Origin of the sequence: Pseudomonas sp. PS01300, from assembly GCF_029960155.1 — a bacterium.
GTDB classification, from domain to species: domain Bacteria; phylum Pseudomonadota; class Gammaproteobacteria; order Pseudomonadales; family Pseudomonadaceae; genus Aquipseudomonas; species Aquipseudomonas palmensis.
In genome coordinates, this window is the sequence record NZ_JASCPN010000041.1 from 23,034 (window position 1) to 44,596 (window position 21,563).

The following is a 21,563-nucleotide window of genomic DNA, read 5'->3' on the forward strand; positions in this document are numbered from 1 at the left end:
AGACGGGATAGACCCGCTATAGCGTAGGTGTTTTTTCGCCAGTCGAACGACCGAAGGCGAAACATGGTCCACACTTTGGTGCTTAATTTCCGGGAGACGTTCACATGAGCGACCGCTATATCGACTTCGCCAACTCTTCATTCGGTCGGCGCGTGGCCGGTGCCGTCGGCCTGCCCACCCCCGCCCGCCTGGAGCGCTGGGAAGCCGGCAGGCTGCGCCCGGTCGAAGGCGCCCTGCTGCTCGGCGGCGGGCCGCTGGTGACGAACGTGGCCGCCTTTGCCAGGCGCCTGACCGACGAGGTCTACAGCTATGCCGATGAAAGCCTCGAACTGCCGGCCTGGGTCGCGGGCCTGGGGCCCAAGCTCAAGGCCGTGGTGTTCGACGCCAGCCACCTGAGCGACAGCGACCAGCTCAAGCAACTGCGCGAGTTCTTCCAGCCGCTGCTGCGCAGCCTGGCTGCCAGTGCGCACATCGTGATCCTGGGGCGCGCGCCCGAATCGCTGGACGACCCGCTGGCCAGCGTGGCGCAGCGGGCCCTGGAAGGTTTCAGCCGTTCGCTGGCCAAGGAACTGCGCAACGGCGCCACCCTGCAACTGCTGTATGTGGACCCGGCCGCGCAGGACCAGCTCGAAGGTGCGCTGCGCTTCTTCCTCTCGCCCAAGAGCGCCTTCATCAGCGGCCAGGTGCTGCGCCTGACCGCCTGCGCCACCCAGGTACAGGACTGGTCGCGCCCGCTGGCCGGGCGCAAGGCGCTGGTCACCGGTGCGGCCCGCGGCATCGGCGCCGCCATTGCCGAAACCCTGGCCCGTGACGGCGCCGAGGTGGTGCTGCTCGACGTGCCCCAGGCCAAGGCCGACCTCGACGCCCTGGCCGCGCGCCTGGGTGGGCGCAGCGTGGCGCTGGACATCTGCGCCAGCGATGCATCGGCGCACCTGCTCGAAGCGCTCCCCGAGGGCATCGACATCGTCGTGCACAACGCCGGCATCACCCGCGACAAGACCCTGGCCAACATGACCCCCGAGTACTGGGACGCCGTGCTCGCGGTCAACCTCAAGGCCCCCCAGGTGCTGACCCAGGCGCTGCTCGACGGCGGCGCGCTGCACGACAACGCACGCATCGTGCTGCTGGCCTCGATCAGCGGTATCGCCGGCAACCGCGGGCAAGCCAACTATGCCGCCAGCAAGGCCGGCCTGATCGGCCTGGCCCAGGCCTGGGCGCCGCTGCTGGCCAAGCGGGGTGCCAGCATCAATGCAGTGGCCCCCGGCTTCATCGAAACACGCATGACGGCGGCCATCCCCTTCGCCCTGCGCGAAGCCGGGCGACGCATGAGTTCCCTGGGCCAGGGCGGCCTGCCGCAGGACGTTGCCGAAGCCGTGGCCTGGCTGGGACAGCCCGGCAGTGGCGCGGTCAACGGCCAGGTGCTGCGCGTATGCGGCCAGGCCGTGATGGGGGCATGAGCATGGACCGACACTGGCACGATCTGCACCGCACGCAAGGGCTGAGCGGGCTGTACCTGAAGGCTGCGCGCAAGCGCAGCATCACCGGCGACAGCCTGCCCGCCAGCGGCCTGCACTGCGCCATCGGCGTGAATCCACAGCGCCTGCAGGCCTACCGCAAGCTCTGCCACTTCGGCGACGACAGCCACCTGCCGCCGACCTTCCCCCATGTGATGGCGTTCGCCCTGCAACTGCAACTGCTGACCGCCGACGACTTCCCGTTCCCGCTGCTGGGCCTGGTGCACCTGAACAACCTCATCCGCGTGGTGCGCCCGCTGGGTGGCATCGGCACGCTGCGCTTCAGCGTGTTCGTCGACAACCTGCAGCCCCACGCCAAGGGTGCGACCTTCGACCTGATGACCGAAGCCGAAGACAGCCTGGGGCTGCTCTGGCACGAGCGCAGCCGCATGCTGTGTCGCGGCGTCAAGCTCGAAGGCGAGCCACCCGCCGTCGACCCCCCTGAACCGCTGCCTCTGGGCGAGCTGACCCGCTGGTATGCCGACAGCGACATCGGCCGGCGCTACGCCAAGGTCTGCGGCGACTACAACCCCATCCATCTGAGTGCGCTCAGCGCTCGCCTGTTCGGGTTTCCCCAGGCCATCGCCCATGGCATGTGGAGCAAGGCCATGGCGTTGGCCGCGCTGCGCGGGCACCTGCCGCTCAGCGGCTACGAGGTGGACGTGGCCTTTCACAAGCCCGTGCGCCTGCCCAGCGAAGTGGTGCTGGAGGGCAGCGCAGTCGCACCCGACGGCCAGTTCCGCCTGGTGGGCCATGGCGACCTGGTGCACATGACCGGCAGTTGGCACACGCTGCACGAATCTTCTAGACCTGCCTGACGGACCGGGCGATAACGGCTTTCTTTGCCGGTAGCACACGATGAACAGCAATTGGACCTGCGCCAGGAGCCCGATACCGGCATCGAGACCCTGCGCGCGCATTTTCGCGGGCATGCCTATGATCCGCACTGGCACGACAGCTACCTGGTGGGCGTGACCGAACAGGGCGTCCAGCAGTTCACCTGTCGCCGCGCCCGCCACCAGAGCACACCGGGCAAGGTGTTTCTGCTCGAACCCGGCGAGTTGCACGACGGCGATGCGCCCAGCCCCGAGGGCTTCACCTACCGCATGCTCTACCTCGACCCGCAATGGCTGGAGCGCGAGCTGCGCGGCTTTACCGAGCATGCCCCGCCCGCCAGCCAACCCGGTTTTGCCCACACCCTGGCCAGCGACCCGCGCCTGGCAGCGGCCACCGCATGCGCCTTCCAGTCGCTGCACGAACCGGAGCTGCGCATGGTGCGCCAGGCGGCACTGGACCAGTTGCTGGAGCACCTGAGCGGGCATCTGCAATGGCGCCGCCGGCTCGACCCCGACCCGCGCCTGCCGCTGGTGGCGCAAAGGGCGCGCGACTATCTGCATGCACACCTGCACCACGACATCGGCCTCGAGCAACTGGCCGCAGCGTGCAACATCGACCGCTTTCGCCTGAGCCGCGCCTTCAAGGCCGCGTTCGGGCTGGCGCCCCACGCCTACCTGGTGCAACTGCGCCTGGCCCATGCACGCCGGCTGCTGGCGGCAGGATCAAGCCCGGCACAGGTGGCGCCAGCGCTGGGCTTTGCCGACCAGAGCCACCTGGGGCGCTGGTTCCTGCGCGCCTATGGCATGACCCCGGCACAGTACCGCAGGCGCTGCACAAAGCTTCCAGACTGACGCGCGCCAACACGCGAGCATGCAAGCCCCTCTACCAAGGAGCCTGCCCATGCTGGCCTTCATGCTGTTTGCCTTCGTTGCGTCCATCACCCCCGGGCCGACCAATTTCCTGGTACTGAGCAACAGCGCCAGCCATGGCCTGCGCGCTGCATTGCCAATCATCCTGGGGGCCGGTGCAGGCGCCGCGCTGATCGTCTGGCTGGTGGGCAGCGGCATGGGCGAGGCACTGTTCCGGGCCCCGGCGGTGCAGCCGCTGCTCAACGGGCTGGGCGTGGCCTGGCTGACATGGCTGGCGTGGAAGATCTTTCGCAGCCCAGTGCAGGTGCAGCAATCGGGCGCGACGTCGGCAAGGCTCGGCCTGTGGGGCGCGGCGTCGTTGCAGGTGATCAACCCCAAGACGTGGATGATGGCGCTGGCGGTGGCCAGCGTGTTCATCGATGCCGCAGCCAGCGACCGCCTGCTGCAGGTGACGCACCTGAGCCTGGTGTTCTTCGTGATCGCGCTGCCGTGCCTGGGTGGCTGGGCCTTGCTCGGCAGCGGGGCGCGGCGCCTGAGCGGTTCGCCGGTGGTGCTGCGCCGGGTCAATCAGGGGCTGGCGCTGCTGTTGCTGGTGTCGGCCTGGGCCAGCCTCTGGCAGTAAGGCCCCATGCACCTGACACAGGGCTTGCAGGAGCCGGCGTTGCCGGCGAACAGGCCAGCACAATCCCCTGAAAAACCCGCCGACCCGCGCTAAGCTACGCCGCACGAGGAGAGCCCCCACCCATGAACCTGCAAGAACTCACCACCCGCCTGCACACCATCCGCGACAACAACGACTGGCGCGGCTTCCACAGCCCCAAGAACCTGGCCATGGCCGCCAGCGTGGAAATGGCCGAGCTGGTGGAGATCTTCCAGTGGCTCAGCGAGGACCAGTCGCGCCAGCTGTCCCCCGAGCAGCTCGAACACGCCGGCCAGGAAGTCGGCGACGTGGTGCTCTACCTGTTGCTGCTGTGTAGCGAACTGGGCCTGGACATGGACCAGGTGGTGCGCAGCAAGCTGGCCGACAGCGAACGGCGCTTCGCCCGATGAAAGACCGCCACTTCGACGCCCTGGCGACCCGCTTCGCCGAAAAGATCTACGGCGGCGCCAAGGGCGCCATCCGCCTCGCGGTGCTCCAGGCCGACCTCGCCGAAGCCCTGCCCGACCGCCCCCTGCGCGTGCTCGACATCGGCGCGGGCCTGGGCCACATGGCCCTGTGGCTGGCCGAGCGCGGCCACCGGGTGACCCTGGCCGAACCCGCCGCGCCGATGCTCGAGGGCGCCCGCGAACGCTTCGCCGCCGCCGGCCAGCCAGCCACTTTCATCCAGGCGCCCTGGCAGGAACTGCTTGGCCAGCTCACCGAACCCTACGACCTGGTGCTGTGCCACGCCGTGCTCGAATGGCTGGCCGAACCCGAGACCATCCTGCCGGTGCTGCACCAGCTCACCCGCGCCGACGGCCTGCTGTCGCTGGCCTTCTACAACCGCGACGCACTGGTGTATCGCAACCTGCTCAAGGGCCATTTCCGCAAACTGCGCGGGGCCAGCCTGGCCGGTGAAAAGCAGAGCCTGACCCCGCAAAAACCACTTGATCCGCGCGAACTCCGGGCGCACCTTGAAGGTCTGTGGGATATACACAGCGAGAGCGGTGTACGGGTGTTCCACGACTACATGCCCGTCGAGTTCCAGGCCAAGGCAGAACTGCTCGACCTGCTCGAAATGGAACTGGCGCACCGCCGCCACCCGGCCTTTGCCGGCCTGGGCCGCTACCTGCACTGGATGTGCCACCCACGCTGAGTACCGAGCCGTGTCTGCCGGGAGACTGCCATGCCGTACCGTTTGATCCTGGGCCTGCTGTGCCTGGCCCTGGCCGCCTGCCAGGGCAGCAACCCGTATGTGGCCAGCTCCCGACCGCTGCCGCCGGCCCCGCCCCAGGCGGCCACCACCTTCGACGCCAGCGCCTACCCGGCACCAGCCCGTGACTATGGCCGTTACCGCAGCTGGTCATGGCGCAACGGCCAGCTCCCGGCCGGCAGCGCCTCCAGCGACCCGGCCGAGCTTGCCGACGCAGTCAGCGCCGCCCTCGACCAGCGCGGCCTGCGGCCTGCGCGCAACACCCGCAGCGACCTGCTGGTCAGTGCCGACCTGCGCATGGAACGGCGCCTGCGCCAGGTACGCGACGATTACTACCCCTATGACAACTACGGCTACGGGGGCATCGGCTACAACCGCTACGGTGGCTATCGCAACGGCTATGGTGTGTATGGCAGCGTGCCGATCATACGCACCTACCAGGTCGACGTGATGGTGGTACGCCTGGACCTGTTCGATGCCGGCAGCGGCCAGCCGGTCTGGAGCGCCAGCGCAGAAACCACCAGCCAGGGCTCACCGAGCGAGCGCGCCCGCGCCCTGCGCGATGCCGTGCACAAGGCCCTGGATGGCTACCCCCCAAGCTGAAGGCAACCGGAGAATCATCATGCTGCGCCGTCTCGCTCTACTCCCCCTGTTGGCCCTGCTGGCGCTGCTCGGCGCCTGCCAGAGCAACAACGTCACCCAGGACTTCGATGCCAGCCGCGACTTTGCGGCCTACCGCAGCTGGAGCTGGCAGGAGCCGGCCCTGCAATATCGCCCGGACGACCCGCGAATCAAGAGCGACCTCACCGAGCAGCGCATCCGCCAGGCCGTCAGCGAACAGCTCGACCAGCGTGGCCTGCGCCCGGCCCAGGGCAACACCAGGGGTGACCTCAAGGTGCAGACCTACCTGATCGTCGAAAACCGCCAGCAGCAGATCACCACCAACTACGGCGGTGCCTGGGGCGGTTACTGGGGTGGCTACTGGGGCGGCCCGGCCTACAACGAGACCCGCAGCGTCGACTACAAGGTCGCCACCATCCAGGTCGACCTGTTCGACAGCCGCGACGGCAAGCTGGTATGGCGCGGCAGCGCCGAGCAGATCATGAACAACTACCCGCCCGGCCCCGCCGAGCGCAACACCGCGATCCAGAATACCGTGGCCAAGGTACTGGCCAACTACCCGCCGCACTGAGCCGGCGATGGCCGGTCGCCACCTCAAGGCGACTGGCCATTATCTTGACTACACTTCTTTGACGCATGCGTTCGCGCACGGCCTGGTGCCGGCAAAGGAGTGCTCGTGGCTACCCGATTCCCAACCCGGCAGCGTGGCGCGATCGGCCTGATGGCCGCCCTGACACTGGCCCTGGCGCTGGTGTTCGCCCTGTTGGTGATCGATAGCGGGCGGCTCTATCTGGAACAGCGTTCGCTGCAGCGGGTGGTCGACATGGCCGCCCTCGAAGCGGCTGGGCAAAGTGCGGTGTGCACCGGCAGCGGCCCGCAGGCGGCGACCGTGGCCCAGGCCAGCGCCGCACGCAACGGCTTCGCGCCCGGCGCCAAGCATACCCTGGCCACCACCTGCGGCACCTTGCAGACCGGTGCCGGCAGCCGGCGCACCTATACCGTCAACCCGAGCAAGAGCGAAGCGATCCGGGTCAGTGCCAGCAGCGCCGTGGCCACCAGCATTGCCGCCGGTGTACAGGCCCTGCTGAGCGGCGACGCCGTGCCGGCCACCACCACCCTGCACGCCAGTGCGGTGGCCTCGCTGCCCAAGCCACCGCAGGCGATGCTGCGTCTCAAGAGCACCCTGCTGACCATCGACACACGCAAGTCCGATGTGCTCAACGCCCTGTTCAAAGCCCTTGGCGGCAACGTCAACCTCGACGTACTGGGCTGGCAGGGCATCGCCGATGTCAACGTCGACCTGCTGAGTTTTCTCGATGCCCTGGCCATCAAGGCCGGGGTGCAGGTGGGCAATTACGATGAACTGCTGGGCAAACAGCTGCACCTGACCGACCTGCTCGATGTCGCCGTTGAACTCGCCCGGCGCGGCGGCGCGGCGGCCCAGGTGGTGACCGACCTCGGCAAGCTGGTACTCGGTGCCGGCAACAACCCGCTGGTCAAGCTGGGCGATATCCTCGACATCCAGAACGGCGCGGTCCAGTCCGGCCTGGATGCCCAGATGCAACTGCTGCAACTGCTCAAGGCCTCGGTGATGCTGGCCAACAAGAACACTGCGGCCACCGCCGAGGTGCCGCTCAACATCCCGCCGCTGGTCAAGGCCAACCTGCGCCTCAAGGTCATAGAACCCGAACAGATCTCCGCCGTGGGCAACCCGCAGTACGACACCATCAAGGTGCACACCGCTCAGGTCCGTGCGCTGGTCAGCCTGGAGCTGCCGCTGCTCAACAGCATCACCGGCCTGCTCAACGCCGTGCTCGACCTGGCCGAACCGCTGACCAACGTGGTCAGCAACCTGCTCAGCCTCAATCTGGTGGCCACGCTGGAGTCGGTGTTCTGCCTGCTGGCGATCCCGTGCAAGGTCAGCGACGTCCGTTTGCTGCCAGGGGTGGTACACCTGGACATCGGCCTGGAAGTCGCCAGCGCCAGCAGCCAGGTCACCCGCTACAGCTGCAAGCCGGACAAGACCCTGACCGCCAGCACCCGCAGTTCGGCGCTCAACGTTTCGGTGGGCATGTTCAGCGATCCCCAGGCCTTTTTCAGCACGGGCAACACCGCCATCTCGCCGCTGCCGCTGATCGACATCGGCAGCAAATACTGCACGCGCTTCCTGATACTGCCGTCCACCTGCGGCGCGCGCACCGCCTTCGCTGGCGGTGGCGTAGGGCTCAAGGTCAATGCGCCGCTGCTGGGCAGCAACTCCACCGGGCCTGCCACCGACCTGCTGTTTCGCAACGCCAGCGCGCCACCGGACATCGACCTGCCACCGGCCTACATGGCCACCTCGGCCAGCGATATCGTGCAGAGCCTGAACAACACCATCAATGGCATCGAGCTGCAGGTGTACCGCCCGCTCAACGGCAACCTGCTCGGCAACGTGCTGGTGGTGGCCGGCAACCTGCTCGATGACGTCAAGGCGCTGCTGCAGCCAGTGATCAGGAACCTGCTCGGCAAGTTGGTCGACCCGCTGGTCAACACACTGCTCAAGGCACTGGGGCTGGACCTGGTGAACGTCGAGGTCGGTGCCAACCTCACCTGTGACGGCAACCGCGCTCAGCTGATGCTCTGAACCGGCAGCTCGATCACGAAACACGCGCCCTCGGCGCCATTGTGTGCGCTGAGCAACCCGCCCATGCCCTCGATGATTCCGCCACTCACCGACAGGCCCAGCCCGGTCCCCACGCCGCTGGGCTTGGTGGTGAAGAACGGCTCGAAAATCCGCTCCAGCAGCCGCGGGTCGATGCCGCCGGCATTGTCGCGCACCTGCAGGCGCACCCCACCCGCCACCGGCTCGGCCTCCACCGCGATCCAGGGGCGCAACTGCGGGTCGGCCTCACGCCGGCCCAGCAAGGCGTCGCGGGCATTCACCACCAGGTTGATCAGCACCTGCTCCAGCTGATCGGCATGGCCGCGCACATGGCAGCCGCTCAGCACCGGGCCCAGGTTCAGCGCCACGCCCTTGCCGGCCAGGCCGTCGGCCAGCAACGACACGGCACCCTCAACCGCCTGCCAGGGCTCGAACAGTTGCTGTTCGACCTCCGAACGCCGCCCGAACACGCGCATGTGGTCCACCACCTTCGAGGCCCGCAGCACCTGCGCATCGATGCGCCTGAGCTTGTCCTGCAGGTATTCCACCTGCACGTCGCCGTTCTCCAGGCGCTTGAGCGCGTTGACCACCGCCATGCGCATCACGTTCAACGGCTGATTGATCTCGTGGGCGAGGCCGGTGGCCATTTCGCCCAGGGTGGCCATCTTCGCGCTCTGCAACAGCTGCTGCTGGCTGCGCCGCAGCGCCGTGTTGTCGCGCCCCACCGCCTGTACCTCCAGCAGACGGCCCTGCTCATCGAACAGGCCGCGGTCGGACCACACCCACCAGGCATGTTCGCGCCCCGGCAGCTCCAGGCAGATTTCGGCACTGCTCACCGGCTGCTGCGGGGTCAGGCCGGCCAGGCGCTGCACGAACGCCTCGCGCTGGGCCGGCGACATCCACTGCCCCAGGTCGCTCCCGGGCAACTGGTCAGGTAGGCACTCCAGGTAGTCGGCCAGCGGGCGGTTGCCGAACAACACAGTCAGGTCGGGCCGGTAGCGGCAGATCATCGCCGGTGAGTCCTCCACCAGCACCCGGTAACGTTCCTCGCTCTCGCGCACCCGCTCGGCGGCCAGGGTCGCCTCGGTCACGTCGAGCCAGATACCCACGGCTTCCACCGGCAGGCCCAGGTCGTCACGCAGCAGGCGCGCTTCATCCAGCACCCAGTGGTAGATGCCCTGCGCATCGCGCAGGCGGTAGCGGCTGCGCACCTGGCCCTCGCGCAGCAGGTCGCGGGTACGTTGCAGCCACAGCGCCTGGTCGTCGGGGTGTACCCAGTGCGCCGGTTGCAGGTCGGCAGCGGGCGTCCAGCCAAGCAGCGGCTGCAGGCTGGCACTGAAGAATTCGGCCTGCAGCGCACCGGCGTCATAGCGCTGGATATAGATCACTGCCGGCGAGCTGGCGATCAGGTTGTCCAGCCGTGCGTGCGCGGCCCTGGCCTGCTGCTCCTGGGCCTTGATATCGCTGATGTCGAGCATGAAACCCTGCAGACGTCGCTGCTGCCCCAGCCCGTGCACATCGCCACAGATGCGGTACCAGCGCAGCGACGCGGCCTGCAGGCGCACGCACAGTTGCAGGCTGCAGCCCTCGCGCTGCAGCGCCTCGAACGCCAGTTGCGCCGCCTCCCGGTCGGCCGGGTGCAGCAGCGCCCACCAGGCCGGCAGCGCCAGTTGCGCACTCACGCCGAAACTGGCCGCCAGCCCCGGTGCCAGGTGCAGGTAGGGCTCGTGCAGCGACCACTCCCACCAGCCCGCACCGAGCAACCCCTGTACATTGTTCAGGCGCTGCTGGCTGGCCTGCAGCCGGTCGCCGGCCAGGCGCGCCAGCAGCGGCTCGGCCATGGCATCGAGCAGCAGGGGGGCCGCCTCGGGCCGGGCCTGCCCACCCTCGTCCGCGCACAGCAGCCAGGCCTGGGCCTGATGCTGCTGCGCATGGCCCACCACATACATCGGGTGAGTCGGGCAGAGCACCTGCAAGGCCGGAAACTCGGCACTGCACAGCACGCGCCCCGACGGCAGGCGGTCGAGTACCGCGCTCAGGCGTGCATCGTCGGCCCAGGGCACGCTCGATGCGTCCCGCGCGAAGGTCTGCCAGCCGCCGGGGGTGCGCAGCAGCAGCGCCGCCCAGCCCATGCGCCAGTGCCAGGCCAGGCGCTGCAACTGCTCGGCGGCCACCTGGGGCAGGCGCTCCAGGCTGCAATCGCGCAGTGCTGCGCCCACCTGGCGGGCCAGTTGCTGCTGGCGCCGGGCATCCTGGCCCTGCTGACGCTGCTGCAGCAGATCGCCCACATCGAACAACTGCAACAGCCAGTCCTCGCCCTGGGCCAGCAACCAGCCGCGGGTGTGCAGGGTGCTGCCATTGGCGGTTCTGAAGTCCAGGTCCAGCGGTTGTGCCTGCCAGTCGGCGGGCTCGCCTTCGAGCACCAGCAGGCTGTGCGCCTGCACGTAATCCTGCACCCGCGCAGCAGACTGCGCGGGCAGCGCCAGGGCACTGCGCAGCGGGCCGCCCAGGCGCAGCACGCGGCCCTTGTCATCGAGCCACAGCTGCAGGCCCACCGCCGCCGGTACCGAGGCCTGCGGTGCGGCCACCGCGGCGGCCGGGCGCCCGCGCCAGCGATCGAACAGGCCGTGGCCACCGCTCAAAGCTGAAGGCTCGCGGTGGCGCCAAGGGTTGCCGGCAGGCGTGGCACCTCGCCCACCACCGGCAGGTCGAGCACCGGCAGCACCGTCGTGAGCCGGGCCTTGGCGTAGTTGATGCGCACGGTCAGCAGGTTGGTGTTGCTCAGGGTCACGACCGCGTCGGTGCCGGGCTGGAACTTCAGCGTTCCCGGCATCCACGCCAACTGCTGGGCCAGTACCTCGCGGGCCAGTGCCGGCACATCGGTGCGGTAGGTGGCGCTGGTCGGGTCCAGCGCCATGCAGCGACGCACCGCCTCGCTGCTGGCCTGGTGGAACGACTGCAGCATCAGCAGTGGCAGGGCGTAGCTGACCACCCCGTAGAACACCGCGAAGAACACCACGAACACGGCGGCGAATTCGATCGCCGCCGCACCTTTTTGCCGTCTTGCAAGGCCTGCTTTCATGATCGCGTCTACCCTGACAATGACACCCGCAATCAAGCATAGAATCAATCACGACCAAGGGATGGCATTTCGCCTATGCAAAGCATCGTCCTGCTGCTGTGGCTCGCATTGTGTGCCGAACAGGATGCCCGAGAAAGGCAGATCAACAACACCTTGACCCTTGGCGCCGCAGCCTGCGCCCTGGCCTATCTCTTCATCACCGGGCACACCTGGATCGGCGCCGATGCCAGCGAGGGCGGCTGGGCGCTGCTGATCGTGATGCTGCTGACCCTGCCCGGCTACATGCTCGGGCGCCTGGGCGCCGCCGATGTGAAACTGCTGGGTGCGTTGGCGCTTGCCACTGATCGGATGTACCTGCTGGGCACCTTCATCGGTGCCGGGGTGGCGGTGGTGATCTGGTTGCTCAGCCGCCGCTGGCTGTGGTCCCTTCTGAGTCAGAAGGTTAAGCAACGCTTCAGGCAGGTGATCGAAGAAGCGTCAAAAAAACAGCCCTTCGCCCCCTTCGTGCTGGCCGGTTTTTTATTGGCTGCGGTATGGATCCATTGATCGAACAACCCGTCTAACCTGCTGTACATACGTTGTACATAGCCGCCAACTGCGTCTATTTTTCTAGTCACTGCCCCTCGATACCACAAGCGTCATGGCCGTACCAGGAAGGGCACGTCAGCAGGGAGTTGCGTGTGAACAAGCCAGTGAGTCCATTCAAGGTGTTGATCGTCGACGACCAGCCGTTGATCGTCGAAGAGCTGTGTGAATTCATCGAGGGCAGCGGGTACCGGTGCGTACCGTGCCACAGCAGCCAGCAGGCCATCGAGCGGTTTACCGAAGACCCGGCAATCGGCCTGGTGCTGTGCGACCTGCACATGCCCGAGCGTGACGGCATCGAGCTGGTCAAGGCGCTCAAGGCCATTGCCGGCAAGCAGCGGATCTTCGAGGCAATCATGCTCACCGGGCGGGCCGAGAAGCAGGATGTGATCAAGGCGCTGCGCGAAGGGTTCGCCGACTACTACCAGAAGCCGGTGGACCTCCCCGAATTGCTCGAAGGGCTCAAGCGCCAGGAGACCGCGTTGCTGGAGCGGCAGAAGAACTTCCAGCACCTGGGCCACCTCAACCAGAAGCTGCAGTACCTGGCCGAATCCATCGACGACCTCTACCAGGACCTGGGCAAGGCCCGCGAGCAGGTGGTGGGCACGGGCCTGGGTGGCGAGGATGCAACGGCAGCCGAGAGCATGCCGGCGATCTTCGACCAGCTGTCACCGCGCCAGCTGGACGTCGCGCGGCTGGTGGGCAAGGGCCAGACCAACTATCAGATCGCCTGCGAGCTGGGCATTACCGAGAACACGGTGAAGCTGTATGTGTCGCAGGTGCTGCGCCTGACCCACATGCACAACCGCACCCAGCTGGCCCTGGCGCTGGCGCCCAACCCCTCGGCGCTGCGTCAGCGCATCACGGCGCATTGATCGAATTCCTGTGGGAGCGGAGTCACCCGCTCTCACGGGTTTTCGCTCTGTGCAAGGACTGCTTCTGGCCGAAGGCCGTGGGAGCTGGCTTGCCAGCGAATCGAGCGTGAAGCGGTCGCTAAGTTCGAGTGCACGGTGTATCAGGCAGACCGGGGCGCAGGCCTGGCTGCCGCTGTGCGCCAGATCGCGGATGAATCCGCTCAGATACAGGGCTGCTCCCACCGCTGGTGCAATGCGCTCTCACTTGTCGCTATTGCTGGTCTTCTCCCACCGGAAGAAATCCGGAATCACGTATTTGTAGGTATCCAGCCAGCGTTGCATGCTCTGGTCGCGCTCCTTGGGCGTGGCGCTCTGCGGGGTCTTGGAGGCCTGCGCGCCGCTGGCCTGCACCTGCAACCACGCCTCGGTGGCCGACTGTGCCCTGGACGAAGGCCCGGGCTCGATCGCCTGGGCCAGGCCCGGCAGCATCACCAGCATCACCAGTATCCGACTGTTCATGACGACCTCTGCACGGCAGCCACACTGCCAGGTTTGAGTTGTTGGGCGCGCGCCTGCGCTTCGTTGAATTGCGCCGCACTCAGGCCCAGCCGGCTCACCAGGTCGGCCGCCTGCTGCCACTTGTCCTGGTACAGCAGCAAGGTCACCAGGTTGACCGCCGCCAGACGGTCGCTGTCCTTGAGTTCGATTGCGGTCAGAAACTCGAAGCGCGCCTGCTCCAGCTTGCCCTGGTTCAGGTACACCACCCCCAGGTCGTTGCGGATCTTCTCGTCGGTGGGGGCCAGTTGCATGGCCCGTTGCAGATGCTGCAGCGCCTGCGCGTTGTCGCCGCGGGCCGCCGCCATCTGCCCCAGCCCATGCTCACCCTCGGCCGCCAGGCACCCGCCGAGCAGGCTGCGGTACAGCGGCTCGGCCTCGCTGCGTCCAAGCAGGCGCAGCACCTTGGCCTTGCGCACCCGCACCTGGGCCAGATCGGCCGGCAGCGCCTCCAGGTGCGCAAGGCTGGCATGCGGGCGCCCGTCGGCAAGCATCTCGTCGGCCATGTTCAGCGACAGCTCCTGGCTCGAATCGGGCTTGGCACAACTGGCCGTCGAGCCCGGCATGGCCAGCCACGGCGCCGAGCCATCCGTGGCGCAACCACCGAGCAACAACAACCCCAGCGCCGCGATGCATGCCTTCATTGCGTCCACTCCTCTCAAGCCCCGAATGCCCTGGCCAGGGCGGTGAAGCCCGGGCCGGCGAGTACGATCAGCAACGCCGGGAACAGAAACAGCATCATCACTGCCGACATCTTTCCCGACATCTTCGAAATCCGTTCCTGCAAGGTGGTCAGGCGCCGGTCATCGAGCAGTTGCTTGAGCGCCAGCAGCGACTTCATCGCACCGCCCCCCTGGGTCAGCAACTGGCGCAGGATGATGCAGGTATCGCTGAACGCCTCCACCCCCAGCAACTGTGCGGTCTTCTCCAGCTCCGGGGCCAGCGCCAACCCCGAATCGACCCGCGCCAGCAACAGCCGCAACTCCTCGCTCAGCACCGGCAGCAGGCGCTGCCCCTCCAGGCTCAGCAGGCGCAGGCTCTGCTCCACCGCCAGGCCCGACTCGAACATGATGCGCAGCAGCGGTATGAAGGTCGACACCTCCTGCGCCACCTGGCGCTGACGGCGTGCCGCCAGCAGCGCCAGCAACCGCTTGGGCAGCAGGTAGCCCAACCCCAGCCCCATCAGCGGGAACAACCAGGGCGAACGGCTCTCGCGAAAGAACACCTCCTGCACCAGCACCGCCGCCCCCATCAGGCATAGCGGCAAGCCCACCTGGCAGGCCGCGAACAGCGAGCGCTGGCGCGAACGCCGCCAACCCACCCGGTCGAGCAACTGGCGGGTCTCGCCGTCCAGGTTCAGCGAACGCTGCCCCAGCCGGCTGTCGCCCATGCGCTGCAACCAGCCGCGCAGTGCCGGCTCGTCCGGCGCACGCCCCTGCAGGCGTTGCTCCACCAGGCGCTGGCTGCGCCGCTGACGCAGCCACTGACCCAGCAGCAGGGCGAACGCGCCAAACAACAACACCGCACTGAGCAACAAGGCCATCTCAGATACTCCGCAACATGCGCCACAGCGCCAGACACCCCAGCGCCTGCAGCACGAAGGCACTGAACAGCAGGCGCTGGCCGACACTGTCATGCCACATGGTCAGCAGGTAATTGAGGTTGCTGAACATGAAGTAGCCGGCCACGCTGACCGGCAGCACCGCCAGCACCACGGCAGTGATGCGGGTTTCACCGGTCATCGCGCGCAGCTGCCGCGCGCCCTGCTCGCGCTCGCGAATCACCTTGATCAGGTTCTCCAGCAACTCGCTGGCATTGCCGCCATAGCGGTGGTTGATGCGCAGGCCCAGGGCGAACAGGCGCAGCTCTTCGCGCGCATACAGTTCGGCCAGATCCGACATCGCATCGTCCAGGCTCACCCCCAACTGCACGTTGCGCTTGACCCGCTGCATGGCCCCCAGCAACGGCTCGCGCGAGGCATCGATGGCCCCCAGCACCGCATCGCTCAGCGTGCGCCCGGCCTTCAGGCTGCGCACGCAATGGTCGAGCAGCACCGGCAACTGTTCGATAAGGCGGCGTACCCGGTGCTGGTAGCGCCAGGCCAGGAACAGGCGCAACAGCAACGGCCCCGCCAGCAGCACCAGCAGCAGGCCAGGCCAGCCGCCGTACAGCCCGGCGCACACGGCCAGCAGCAGCCAGCCTGCCACCCACGCCATCAGCCGATCATTGCGGCGGTCGAAACCTGCACGCAACAGCATCAGCTCGAGCCAGTCGGGGCCACGTGGCCCGCTGTTGTCGGCGGCCTGCTGGTGCTGGCCCAGGCGCTGCAGAATGCGCTCGTTGCCCGAGCGGTGCAGGCTGGTATAGAACAGGCGCATCGAGATGCCGAACATGACCACGCCCCCCAGCCACAACCACACCGCGCCGCTCACGGCCCGGGCTCCGCATCGTTGAGGTCACGGCGCAGCTTGTCGCTGGCCGGGTTGACCGCCTCGCGCAGGAAGGCGTCGCCGCCGCGCCGGTCGAGGCGAAACAGCGTGTTGGTGACATACACGTCGTCGCGCACCCCCACCACCTCCAGCACCTCACTCACGCAGCGACGGCCATCGGGTAGGCGGGCCAGCTGGATCACCACGTCGAGCGCGGCGCAGATCATCTGGCGCAAGGTCTTCTCGGCCACCTGGCGACCGGTCAGGCCCACCAGGGTCTCCAGGCGCAGCAGCGCGTCCTGCGCGTTGTTGGCGTGCACCGTGCTCATCGAACCGTCGTGGCCGGTGTTCATCGCGGTCAGTACATCGAGCACCTCGACCCCGCGGATCTCGCCCAGGATGATGCGGTCCGGACGCATGCGCAGGGCGTTGCGAATAAGCTCGCTGGCCTTGATCTCGCCATGCCCCTCGGCATTGGGCGGGCGGGTTTCCAGGCGTACCACGTGCGGGTGATCCAGCTGCAGCTCGGCCACGTCCTCGATGGTCACCAGGCGTTCACGGGGGCTGATCAACTGGCTGAGGATGTTCAGCAAGGTGGTCTTGCCGGTGCCGGTGCCGCCGCTGACCAGGATGTTGCAGCGCTTGCCCACGGCTCGTTGCAGAAAGTCGAGGATCGCCTGGTCGATGGCCCGGGTGGCCAGCAGGTCGGCGCTCTTGAGCATGTCCTTGCGAAACTTGCGGATCGACAGGCACGGCCCGTCCAGCGCCACCGGCGGGATGATCGCATTCACCCGGCTGCCGTCGGGCATGCGCGCATCGACCATCGGCGACGACTCGTCCAGGCGCCGCCCCAACGGTGCGAGGATGCGCTGCATCACACGCTCCACGTGATGCGCGTCGATAAAGCGCAGGTCGGTCTGCTGCAGCACGCCCGCGCGCTCGATGAACACCCGGTGCGGGCCGTTGACCAGAATCTCGGTGACGCCCGCATCGCGCAGCAGTACCTCAAGCGGGCCGAAGCCGGTGAGCTCGTCGACGATCTCCTCGGCCAGGCGCTCCATCTCGTAGCGCGACACGGCCAGGTGCTGACGCGCGATGTAGTCGCCCACCTGCTCCACCACGAACTGCGCCAGCGCCGGGCGGGCGCCCTCCAGCAGGTTGAGGCCGGTGTCCTCGATGGCATCGATGATGTGCCGGTGCAAGGCCCGCTTGAGCCCCTGCGGGTCGCTGCCCGGGTTTTGCCGCGGGCCGCCGAACAGCTCGTCGCCGCTCATCTACTTGTGCCCCCACAGGCGCTTCATCCAGTTGCCCGCCTTCGGTTGCAGGCTTTCCGAACGTCGTGCCAGCCGCTCGCCCAAGGCCTTGAGCGCCTGGGTCAAGGCCTCGCGCGGGGCCACCTCGAACAGCGACAGCCCCTGGTTCTTGGCGTTCAGGCGCACCTCGGGGCTGTAGGGCAGCACCACCAGCACCGGCAGGCCATAGCGCTTGCCCAGCGCGTCGGAGTCGGGCGCCACGCTGCGCAGGTAGCGGTCCACCAGCAGGCTCGCGTGTTCCAGTTTCATGCCCTTCTCGCGCCACAGGGTCAGCACCTCCAGGTTGCGCCGGCAGTCCAGCACGTTCTGGTCGGTGTACCAGATCAGCTTGTCGCAATGGCTGACGAAGGTGCGCAAGGGCTCGCTGTCGGGCTGCCCGGCCAGGTTCACCACGATGTGCTGGAAGTGCTGGCGCAGCGCGCTGAGCAGCATGTACAGCTCGGCCGCGCTGGTGCGCTCCAGTGCCTCGTCGCTGTCGGTATAGGCCAGCAGGCGCAGGCCCGAGGGTTCGCGGGCGAACGCGCTGTCGATCAGGGTGGCATCCAGGCGGCGCAGGTGGCGCAGTGCATCACCGAAGTGAAACGAGGCCTCCAGCCCCAGCAGCGCCAGGCTGTCGCCACGGGGCAGGCCCAGGTCCAGCAACAGGGTCTGCTGACCACTGCCCTGCACCACCCGTGCCAGGTGACTGGTGAGCAGGGCGCCGTCGCTGGCGCACTGGGTGCCGTACAGCACCGTCAGGCCGCCCAGGTGCGGGTTGCTGGTCACCGGTGGCAGGCGCTTGCTCAGGCGGCGCACCAACCCGGCCACTTCGCTTGAGCGCGAGCCATAGGCGACGAAGTCCCGCGCACCGGCGCGCATCGCATTGAGCACCAGCTGGTTGTCCATGCCATCGCCCAGGGCAACGATCGCCAGCATCGGCTTGGCCTCCAGCACCCCTTCGATCAGCGCGCACTGGCTCACCACCTGCTCGCGGTCCAGGCCCACGAACACCAGGTTGGCGAAGGTCACATCCACCAGTGCGAGCAGTTCGTCGAGGCTGCCGCTGCCGGCCCCCACCACCTGGCCCAGCGGCGCCAGGGCGGTTTTCAGCCACTGCAGGTCACCGTCGTCACGGGTGATCGCAAGGAAGGTCTGGCTCAGGCTCTGGCTCATTGGCTCAATCCACTGCGCTGTTCGAAGTTGCCGTTCTCGAGAAAGAACAGACGCCCCCAGCTCGGGTCGTAGGTGCGCAGGCGCTCGCCGGGCAACTCGGGCAACTTGGCATTGGCCGCCAGCGGCTGCACCAGGCGCGGGGTCACGATCATCAGCAGCTCGGTCTCCTCACGGCTGATCGACGACTGGCGAAAGAACGCGCCCAGGATCGGCACGTCGCCCAGGCCCGGAAACTTGTCCACCGCCGAGCGCGCACTGCTGCTGATCAGGCCGCTGATGATGAAGCTCTCGCCATCGGCCAGCGATACGCTGGTGTCGGTGCGCCGCACCGTCAGGCCCGGCACGGTGACGCCGGCGATGCGCACTGCGTTGTTGTAGTCCAGCTCGCTGACCTCCGGCGCCACCTTGAGGGTGATGCGGTCGCGGCTGACCACCGTGGGTGACAACGCCAGGCGAATGCCGAACTCCTTGTACTCGATGGTCACCGTGTCGCTGCCGGTGCTGGGCACCGGAATGGGGATTTCGCCGCCGGCCAGAAAGCTCGCGGTCAGGCCGCTGAGTACCACCAGGCTGGGGCGCGCCAGGGTGTAGGCGAAGCCGCTGCTCTCCAGCGCATCGATGGCCGCCAGGAAGCGGCTGCTGCCGCCGCCCCACACGATATTGAACACATCGTTGTTCAGCGGGATGCTCGGGCGCACCTTGACCAGCCCGCCAACGCCGCCACCGTCGGGGCTGGTCACCGCACCCGGCACGTAGCCCGGCGACACCGTGGTGTTGGGCACGCTGCCCGGCGAGCCGAACAGCGAGTTGTTGGAGCCCTTGAAGAACAGCCGCGTACCGGCCTCCTTGAGCTTGGTGCGGCTGACCTCGACAAAGCGGATATCGGCCTGCACCTGGCTCGGCAGCAAGGGGTCGAGGCTGGGCGGCAAGGCGCTGTCGGCCATCTCGGCAGTGGCCCGGCCCTTGATGAACAGCATGCTCTGGCGCGGCACGCTGGCGCATGCGGTCCACAGCATCAGGCTGGTGGCGCCGGGGCCCACGGCGCTGACCACCACGCCGCGCTCGCCACTGGCCTGCACATCGGCGATGTTGGGGTCGCCAACCGCCGCCCGGGTGATCGGCACCGGCAGGCGGATCTCCTGCTGCAGGCCCTGGTCCAGCTCGATGCTGGCCGGCACCGGGCTCAACCCGGCACAACCCGACGGCGCCGCCAGGGCATGGGCAGCCGGCCCCCCCAGCAACAACAGGGTCAGGATGGAACGCTTGAACATCAGCTCGGAACGACTGCTCATCAACGGGCATCCTTGCTTCGATCAGGGGGTGGGCGTTGAAGCCTGGGGGCCTCGAATGATCTGCATCTGGTGCCTGGGCGCCTGGCCTGCAACCGGGGCGGCGGCCGGGGTCATGGCCAGTTGACTGAAGCGAAAGAGATCGCGGTTGGCGTTGTCCAGTTGCGGTGCAGCGGCCTGCGGGTCGGCCCAGTAGCTGGCCAGGCGTTTCTCTTCGGCGCTGCGTACCGCCAGGCGCAGGCTGCCTGCCTGGGCGGCCAGCAACAGGCGGCTGGCCAGGGCTTCAGGTACCGCCAGCACCACGGTGCGCGCCATGGCGCGACGCTGTTCCTGGGCCGCCTTGGCATCGGTGTCGGCCTCCGGCGGGCGGCCATCGTTGGCCAGCCCCAGTTGCTCGCCCACGCTGAGCAGGCGCAAGGCCGGCACGGCCACCTGGGCCGAGGCCTGCGGGTTGAGGTTGTCTTCGCGCAGGTACAGCAGCACATCCACGTAGTCGCCGGGGCGCAGTTGTCCGGCGGCGCCGACCACTTCGTCCACCGCCACCGCCAGGGCGCGCTCGCCGGGGTGGATCATGCGCGCCAGCGGCCCACCGGCCTCGAAACTGCTCTCCTCCAGCCAGGTACCTGCAGGCAGGGCCCGCCAGCTGGTGCGGCCCAGCACCTGCTCGGGGCGCTGGAAGCTGCCGGCCGGGGCCACCAGCAGGCGCTCGACACTCAGATCCTCGGCTGTCAGCACGGTGTAGGCGGGTACGTCGCGGCGCAGCACCAGCACGGGCTTGCGCAATGCGTCGGTGCCAGCCTCCGTGGCCTGGTCCACCGGCTGGGCCGGGCCGGCCGGCCCTGGCGCCGCCGCTTGCGGCGGCTCCGGTGCCTCGGATGCACGGCTGAGCACCAGCCCCCAGTAACCTGCCAGCACGGCACCGATCAGGAACAGCACGGCAAGGATCATGGTGATGCGACTGCTCATGTCGGCGCTCCCTCTGCCTGAACATCCCTTCGGCCGCGCGGTGTGCGAACTGGCCCGCAAACATGAAGTTGCAAGTAACTATTTCGCTATTTGACGGTAGCGCAGCTAGGACAAAACGCCATTACCCGTCAGTTTTTTTTCGGTCCGAAACCCGACACCCCCTGAAAACAACAGCTTATTGGCGCCAGCGTTGACACCCTTACTTTGGTATTAATGCCTTCTTACATTTGCCGGTTTCGAACCGCTTGACGATGCTGTGATGGCAAAGGGGAATCACCGTTTCCGGGCCCCATTACCCGCGCCTGTGGCGCAAGGAGAAGTACCATGGTCCTTTCCCGCATCCTCAAGCACTGCAAGCTGTTCTTCCATCGCAAGGACGGCGCGTCCGGTATCGAATATGCCATCGTGGCCGCCATGGTGGCCGTGGTGATCATCGGGGTCTCGACCGATGTGGGGGGCGGGGTGAAAAAGGTCTTCGACGACATCGTCGCCGCCCTGCCCTCAGCCTGATGACAGGACCTGAACATGCCGGCTTCCCACTCACGTCAACAGCTGCTGCTGGTGGATGACGAAGAAGACGCACTGCTGGAGCTGGCCGAGCTGCTGGAGGGCGAGGGCTTCTGTTGTCACACGGCAACCTCGGTCAAGCTCGCCCTGCAGCAGTTGACGCGACATCCCGACATTGCCCTGGTGATCACCGACCTGAACATGCCGGAAGAGAGCGGCATCTCGCTGATCAGGCGCCTGCGCGAGCACACGGCGCGTCAGCACCTGCCGGTGATCGTCACCTCGGGGCATGCCGACATGGATGCGGTCAGCGATCTGCTGCGCCTGCAGGTACTCGACCTGTTCCGCAAGCCGATCTACCACCTGCGCCTGCTGGAAACCCTGGACAACCTGTTCCCCAAGCCCCGCCTGCAACTGGTTCAGTGACGCCTGGCCGCCACGCGGCCATCGCGGGTCAAGCCCGCTCCCACAGGTAGTGCGCGTACCTTGTGGG

At 67.5% G+C, this 21,563-nt stretch carries 23 protein-coding genes; 13 read left to right on the forward strand and 10 right to left on the reverse strand.

Annotation, left to right across the window (positions count from 1 at the left end; genetic code table 11):
- Window positions 1-104 precede the first annotated feature (104 nt).
- The 9 genes from QMX96_RS18595 to QMX96_RS18635 all read left to right on the forward strand — a co-directional run bounded on the left by QMX96_RS18595 (window position 105) and on the right by QMX96_RS18635 (window position 8,320).
- On the forward strand, window positions 105-1,457 hold the full coding sequence (locus QMX96_RS18595) for a 3-oxoacyl-ACP reductase (RefSeq protein ID WP_054916637.1): 1,353 nt from the start codon (window positions 105-107) through the stop codon (window positions 1,455-1,457).
- Between the two features lie 2 nt (window positions 1,458-1,459).
- The gene (locus QMX96_RS18600; protein WP_282362198.1) at window positions 1,460-2,332 is read left to right on the forward strand and encodes a MaoC/PaaZ C-terminal domain-containing protein; all 873 of its coding nucleotides are present in this window, start codon (window positions 1,460-1,462) and stop codon (window positions 2,330-2,332) included.
- Window positions 2,333-2,356: 24 nt separating this feature from the next.
- Complete coding sequence (locus QMX96_RS18605) at window positions 2,357-3,202, forward strand: AraC family transcriptional regulator (protein ID WP_282362199.1); 846 nt, start codon at window positions 2,357-2,359, stop codon at window positions 3,200-3,202.
- A 49-nt stretch (window positions 3,203-3,251) separates the two neighbouring features.
- Window positions 3,252-3,842 (forward strand): LysE family translocator, encoded by a 591-nt coding sequence (locus QMX96_RS18610; protein WP_282362200.1) that lies wholly within the window; start codon window positions 3,252-3,254, stop codon window positions 3,840-3,842.
- Between the two features lie 122 nt (window positions 3,843-3,964).
- Complete coding sequence (locus QMX96_RS18615; protein ID WP_043860945.1) at window positions 3,965-4,270, forward strand: MazG-like family protein; 306 nt, start codon at window positions 3,965-3,967, stop codon at window positions 4,268-4,270.
- On the forward strand, window positions 4,267-5,016 hold the full coding sequence (locus QMX96_RS18620) for a methyltransferase domain-containing protein (protein WP_282362201.1): 750 nt from the start codon (window positions 4,267-4,269) through the stop codon (window positions 5,014-5,016). The genes QMX96_RS18615 and QMX96_RS18620 overlap by 4 nt, the downstream gene beginning before the upstream one ends.
- A gap of 30 nt (window positions 5,017-5,046) precedes the next feature.
- Window positions 5,047-5,676, forward strand: coding sequence for a DUF4136 domain-containing protein (locus QMX96_RS18625; protein ID WP_058540783.1), 630 nt, complete (start codon window positions 5,047-5,049; stop codon window positions 5,674-5,676).
- Between the two features lie 19 nt (window positions 5,677-5,695).
- Entirely contained in the window at window positions 5,696-6,265 is a 570-nt protein-coding gene (locus tag QMX96_RS18630; RefSeq protein WP_058540784.1) for a DUF4136 domain-containing protein, read from the forward strand.
- Window positions 6,266-6,370: 105 nt separating this feature from the next.
- Window positions 6,371-8,320 (forward strand): pilus assembly protein TadG-related protein, encoded by a 1,950-nt coding sequence (locus QMX96_RS18635; RefSeq protein ID WP_282362202.1) that lies wholly within the window; start codon window positions 6,371-6,373, stop codon window positions 8,318-8,320.
- On the opposite strand, the gene QMX96_RS18640 is transcribed toward QMX96_RS18635, so the two are convergent.
- The gene (locus QMX96_RS18640) at window positions 8,305-10,980 is read right to left on the reverse strand and encodes a PAS domain-containing sensor histidine kinase (RefSeq protein WP_282362204.1); all 2,676 of its coding nucleotides are present in this window, start codon (window positions 10,978-10,980) and stop codon (window positions 8,305-8,307) included. The two genes, QMX96_RS18635 and QMX96_RS18640, sit on opposite strands and share 16 nt — an antisense overlap.
- Complete coding sequence (locus tag QMX96_RS18645) at window positions 10,977-11,420, reverse strand: TadE/TadG family type IV pilus assembly protein (protein WP_043860940.1); 444 nt, start codon at window positions 11,418-11,420, stop codon at window positions 10,977-10,979. Before QMX96_RS18645 ends, QMX96_RS18640 begins: the two co-directional genes overlap by 4 nt.
- 75 nt (window positions 11,421-11,495) lie before the next feature.
- Between QMX96_RS18645 and QMX96_RS18650 the strand changes: the two genes are divergently transcribed.
- Both QMX96_RS18650 and QMX96_RS18655 read left to right on the forward strand, forming a co-directional pair.
- On the forward strand, window positions 11,496-11,966 hold the full coding sequence (locus tag QMX96_RS18650; protein ID WP_043860939.1) for a prepilin peptidase: 471 nt from the start codon (window positions 11,496-11,498) through the stop codon (window positions 11,964-11,966).
- 134 nt (window positions 11,967-12,100) lie between these two features.
- Window positions 12,101-12,880, forward strand: a complete 780-nt coding sequence (locus QMX96_RS18655) for a response regulator transcription factor (protein WP_043860938.1) — start codon at window positions 12,101-12,103, stop codon at window positions 12,878-12,880.
- A 240-nt stretch (window positions 12,881-13,120) separates the two neighbouring features.
- Here QMX96_RS18655 and QMX96_RS18660 read toward each other — a convergent pair whose 3' ends face one another.
- The 8 genes from QMX96_RS18660 to cpaB are packed head-to-tail and all read right to left on the reverse strand — an operon-like array spanning window position 13,121 to window position 20,563.
- Complete coding sequence (locus QMX96_RS18660; RefSeq protein WP_054916705.1) at window positions 13,121-13,378, reverse strand: DUF3613 domain-containing protein; 258 nt, start codon at window positions 13,376-13,378, stop codon at window positions 13,121-13,123.
- Window positions 13,375-14,058, reverse strand: a complete 684-nt coding sequence (locus QMX96_RS18665) for a tetratricopeptide repeat protein (protein ID WP_043860936.1) — start codon at window positions 14,056-14,058, stop codon at window positions 13,375-13,377. The genes QMX96_RS18660 and QMX96_RS18665 overlap by 4 nt, the downstream gene beginning before the upstream one ends.
- Before the next feature lie 14 nt (window positions 14,059-14,072).
- Complete coding sequence (locus tag QMX96_RS18670; protein WP_054916706.1) at window positions 14,073-14,957, reverse strand: type II secretion system F family protein; 885 nt, start codon at window positions 14,955-14,957, stop codon at window positions 14,073-14,075.
- Window position 14,958: 1 nt separating this feature from the next.
- Window positions 14,959-15,807, reverse strand: coding sequence for a type II secretion system F family protein (locus QMX96_RS18675; RefSeq protein WP_282362210.1), 849 nt, complete (start codon window positions 15,805-15,807; stop codon window positions 14,959-14,961).
- Between the two features lie 35 nt (window positions 15,808-15,842).
- A complete protein-coding gene (locus QMX96_RS18680) occupies window positions 15,843-17,117 on the reverse strand; it encodes a CpaF family protein (protein ID WP_210014663.1) in 1,275 nt (424 codons plus the stop codon).
- Window positions 17,118-18,308, reverse strand: a complete 1,191-nt coding sequence (locus tag QMX96_RS18685) for a pilus assembly protein (protein ID WP_043860933.1) — start codon at window positions 18,306-18,308, stop codon at window positions 17,118-17,120.
- Window positions 18,305-19,600 (reverse strand): type II and III secretion system protein family protein, encoded by a 1,296-nt coding sequence (locus QMX96_RS18690; protein WP_054916708.1) that lies wholly within the window; start codon window positions 19,598-19,600, stop codon window positions 18,305-18,307. Before QMX96_RS18690 ends, QMX96_RS18685 begins: the two co-directional genes overlap by 4 nt.
- Before the next feature lie 21 nt (window positions 19,601-19,621).
- Complete coding sequence (gene cpaB / locus QMX96_RS18695; RefSeq protein WP_054916709.1) at window positions 19,622-20,563, reverse strand: Flp pilus assembly protein CpaB; 942 nt, start codon at window positions 20,561-20,563, stop codon at window positions 19,622-19,624.
- Between the two features lie 324 nt (window positions 20,564-20,887).
- Here cpaB and QMX96_RS18700 point away from each other — a divergent pair, with 324 nt between their 5' ends.
- Entirely contained in the window at window positions 20,888-21,073 is a 186-nt protein-coding gene (locus QMX96_RS18700; protein WP_043860930.1) for a Flp family type IVb pilin, read from the forward strand.
- Between the two features lie 15 nt (window positions 21,074-21,088).
- A complete protein-coding gene (locus QMX96_RS18705) occupies window positions 21,089-21,496 on the forward strand; it encodes a response regulator (protein ID WP_043860929.1) in 408 nt (135 codons plus the stop codon).
- The last annotated feature ends 67 nt before the right edge of the window (window positions 21,497-21,563 follow it).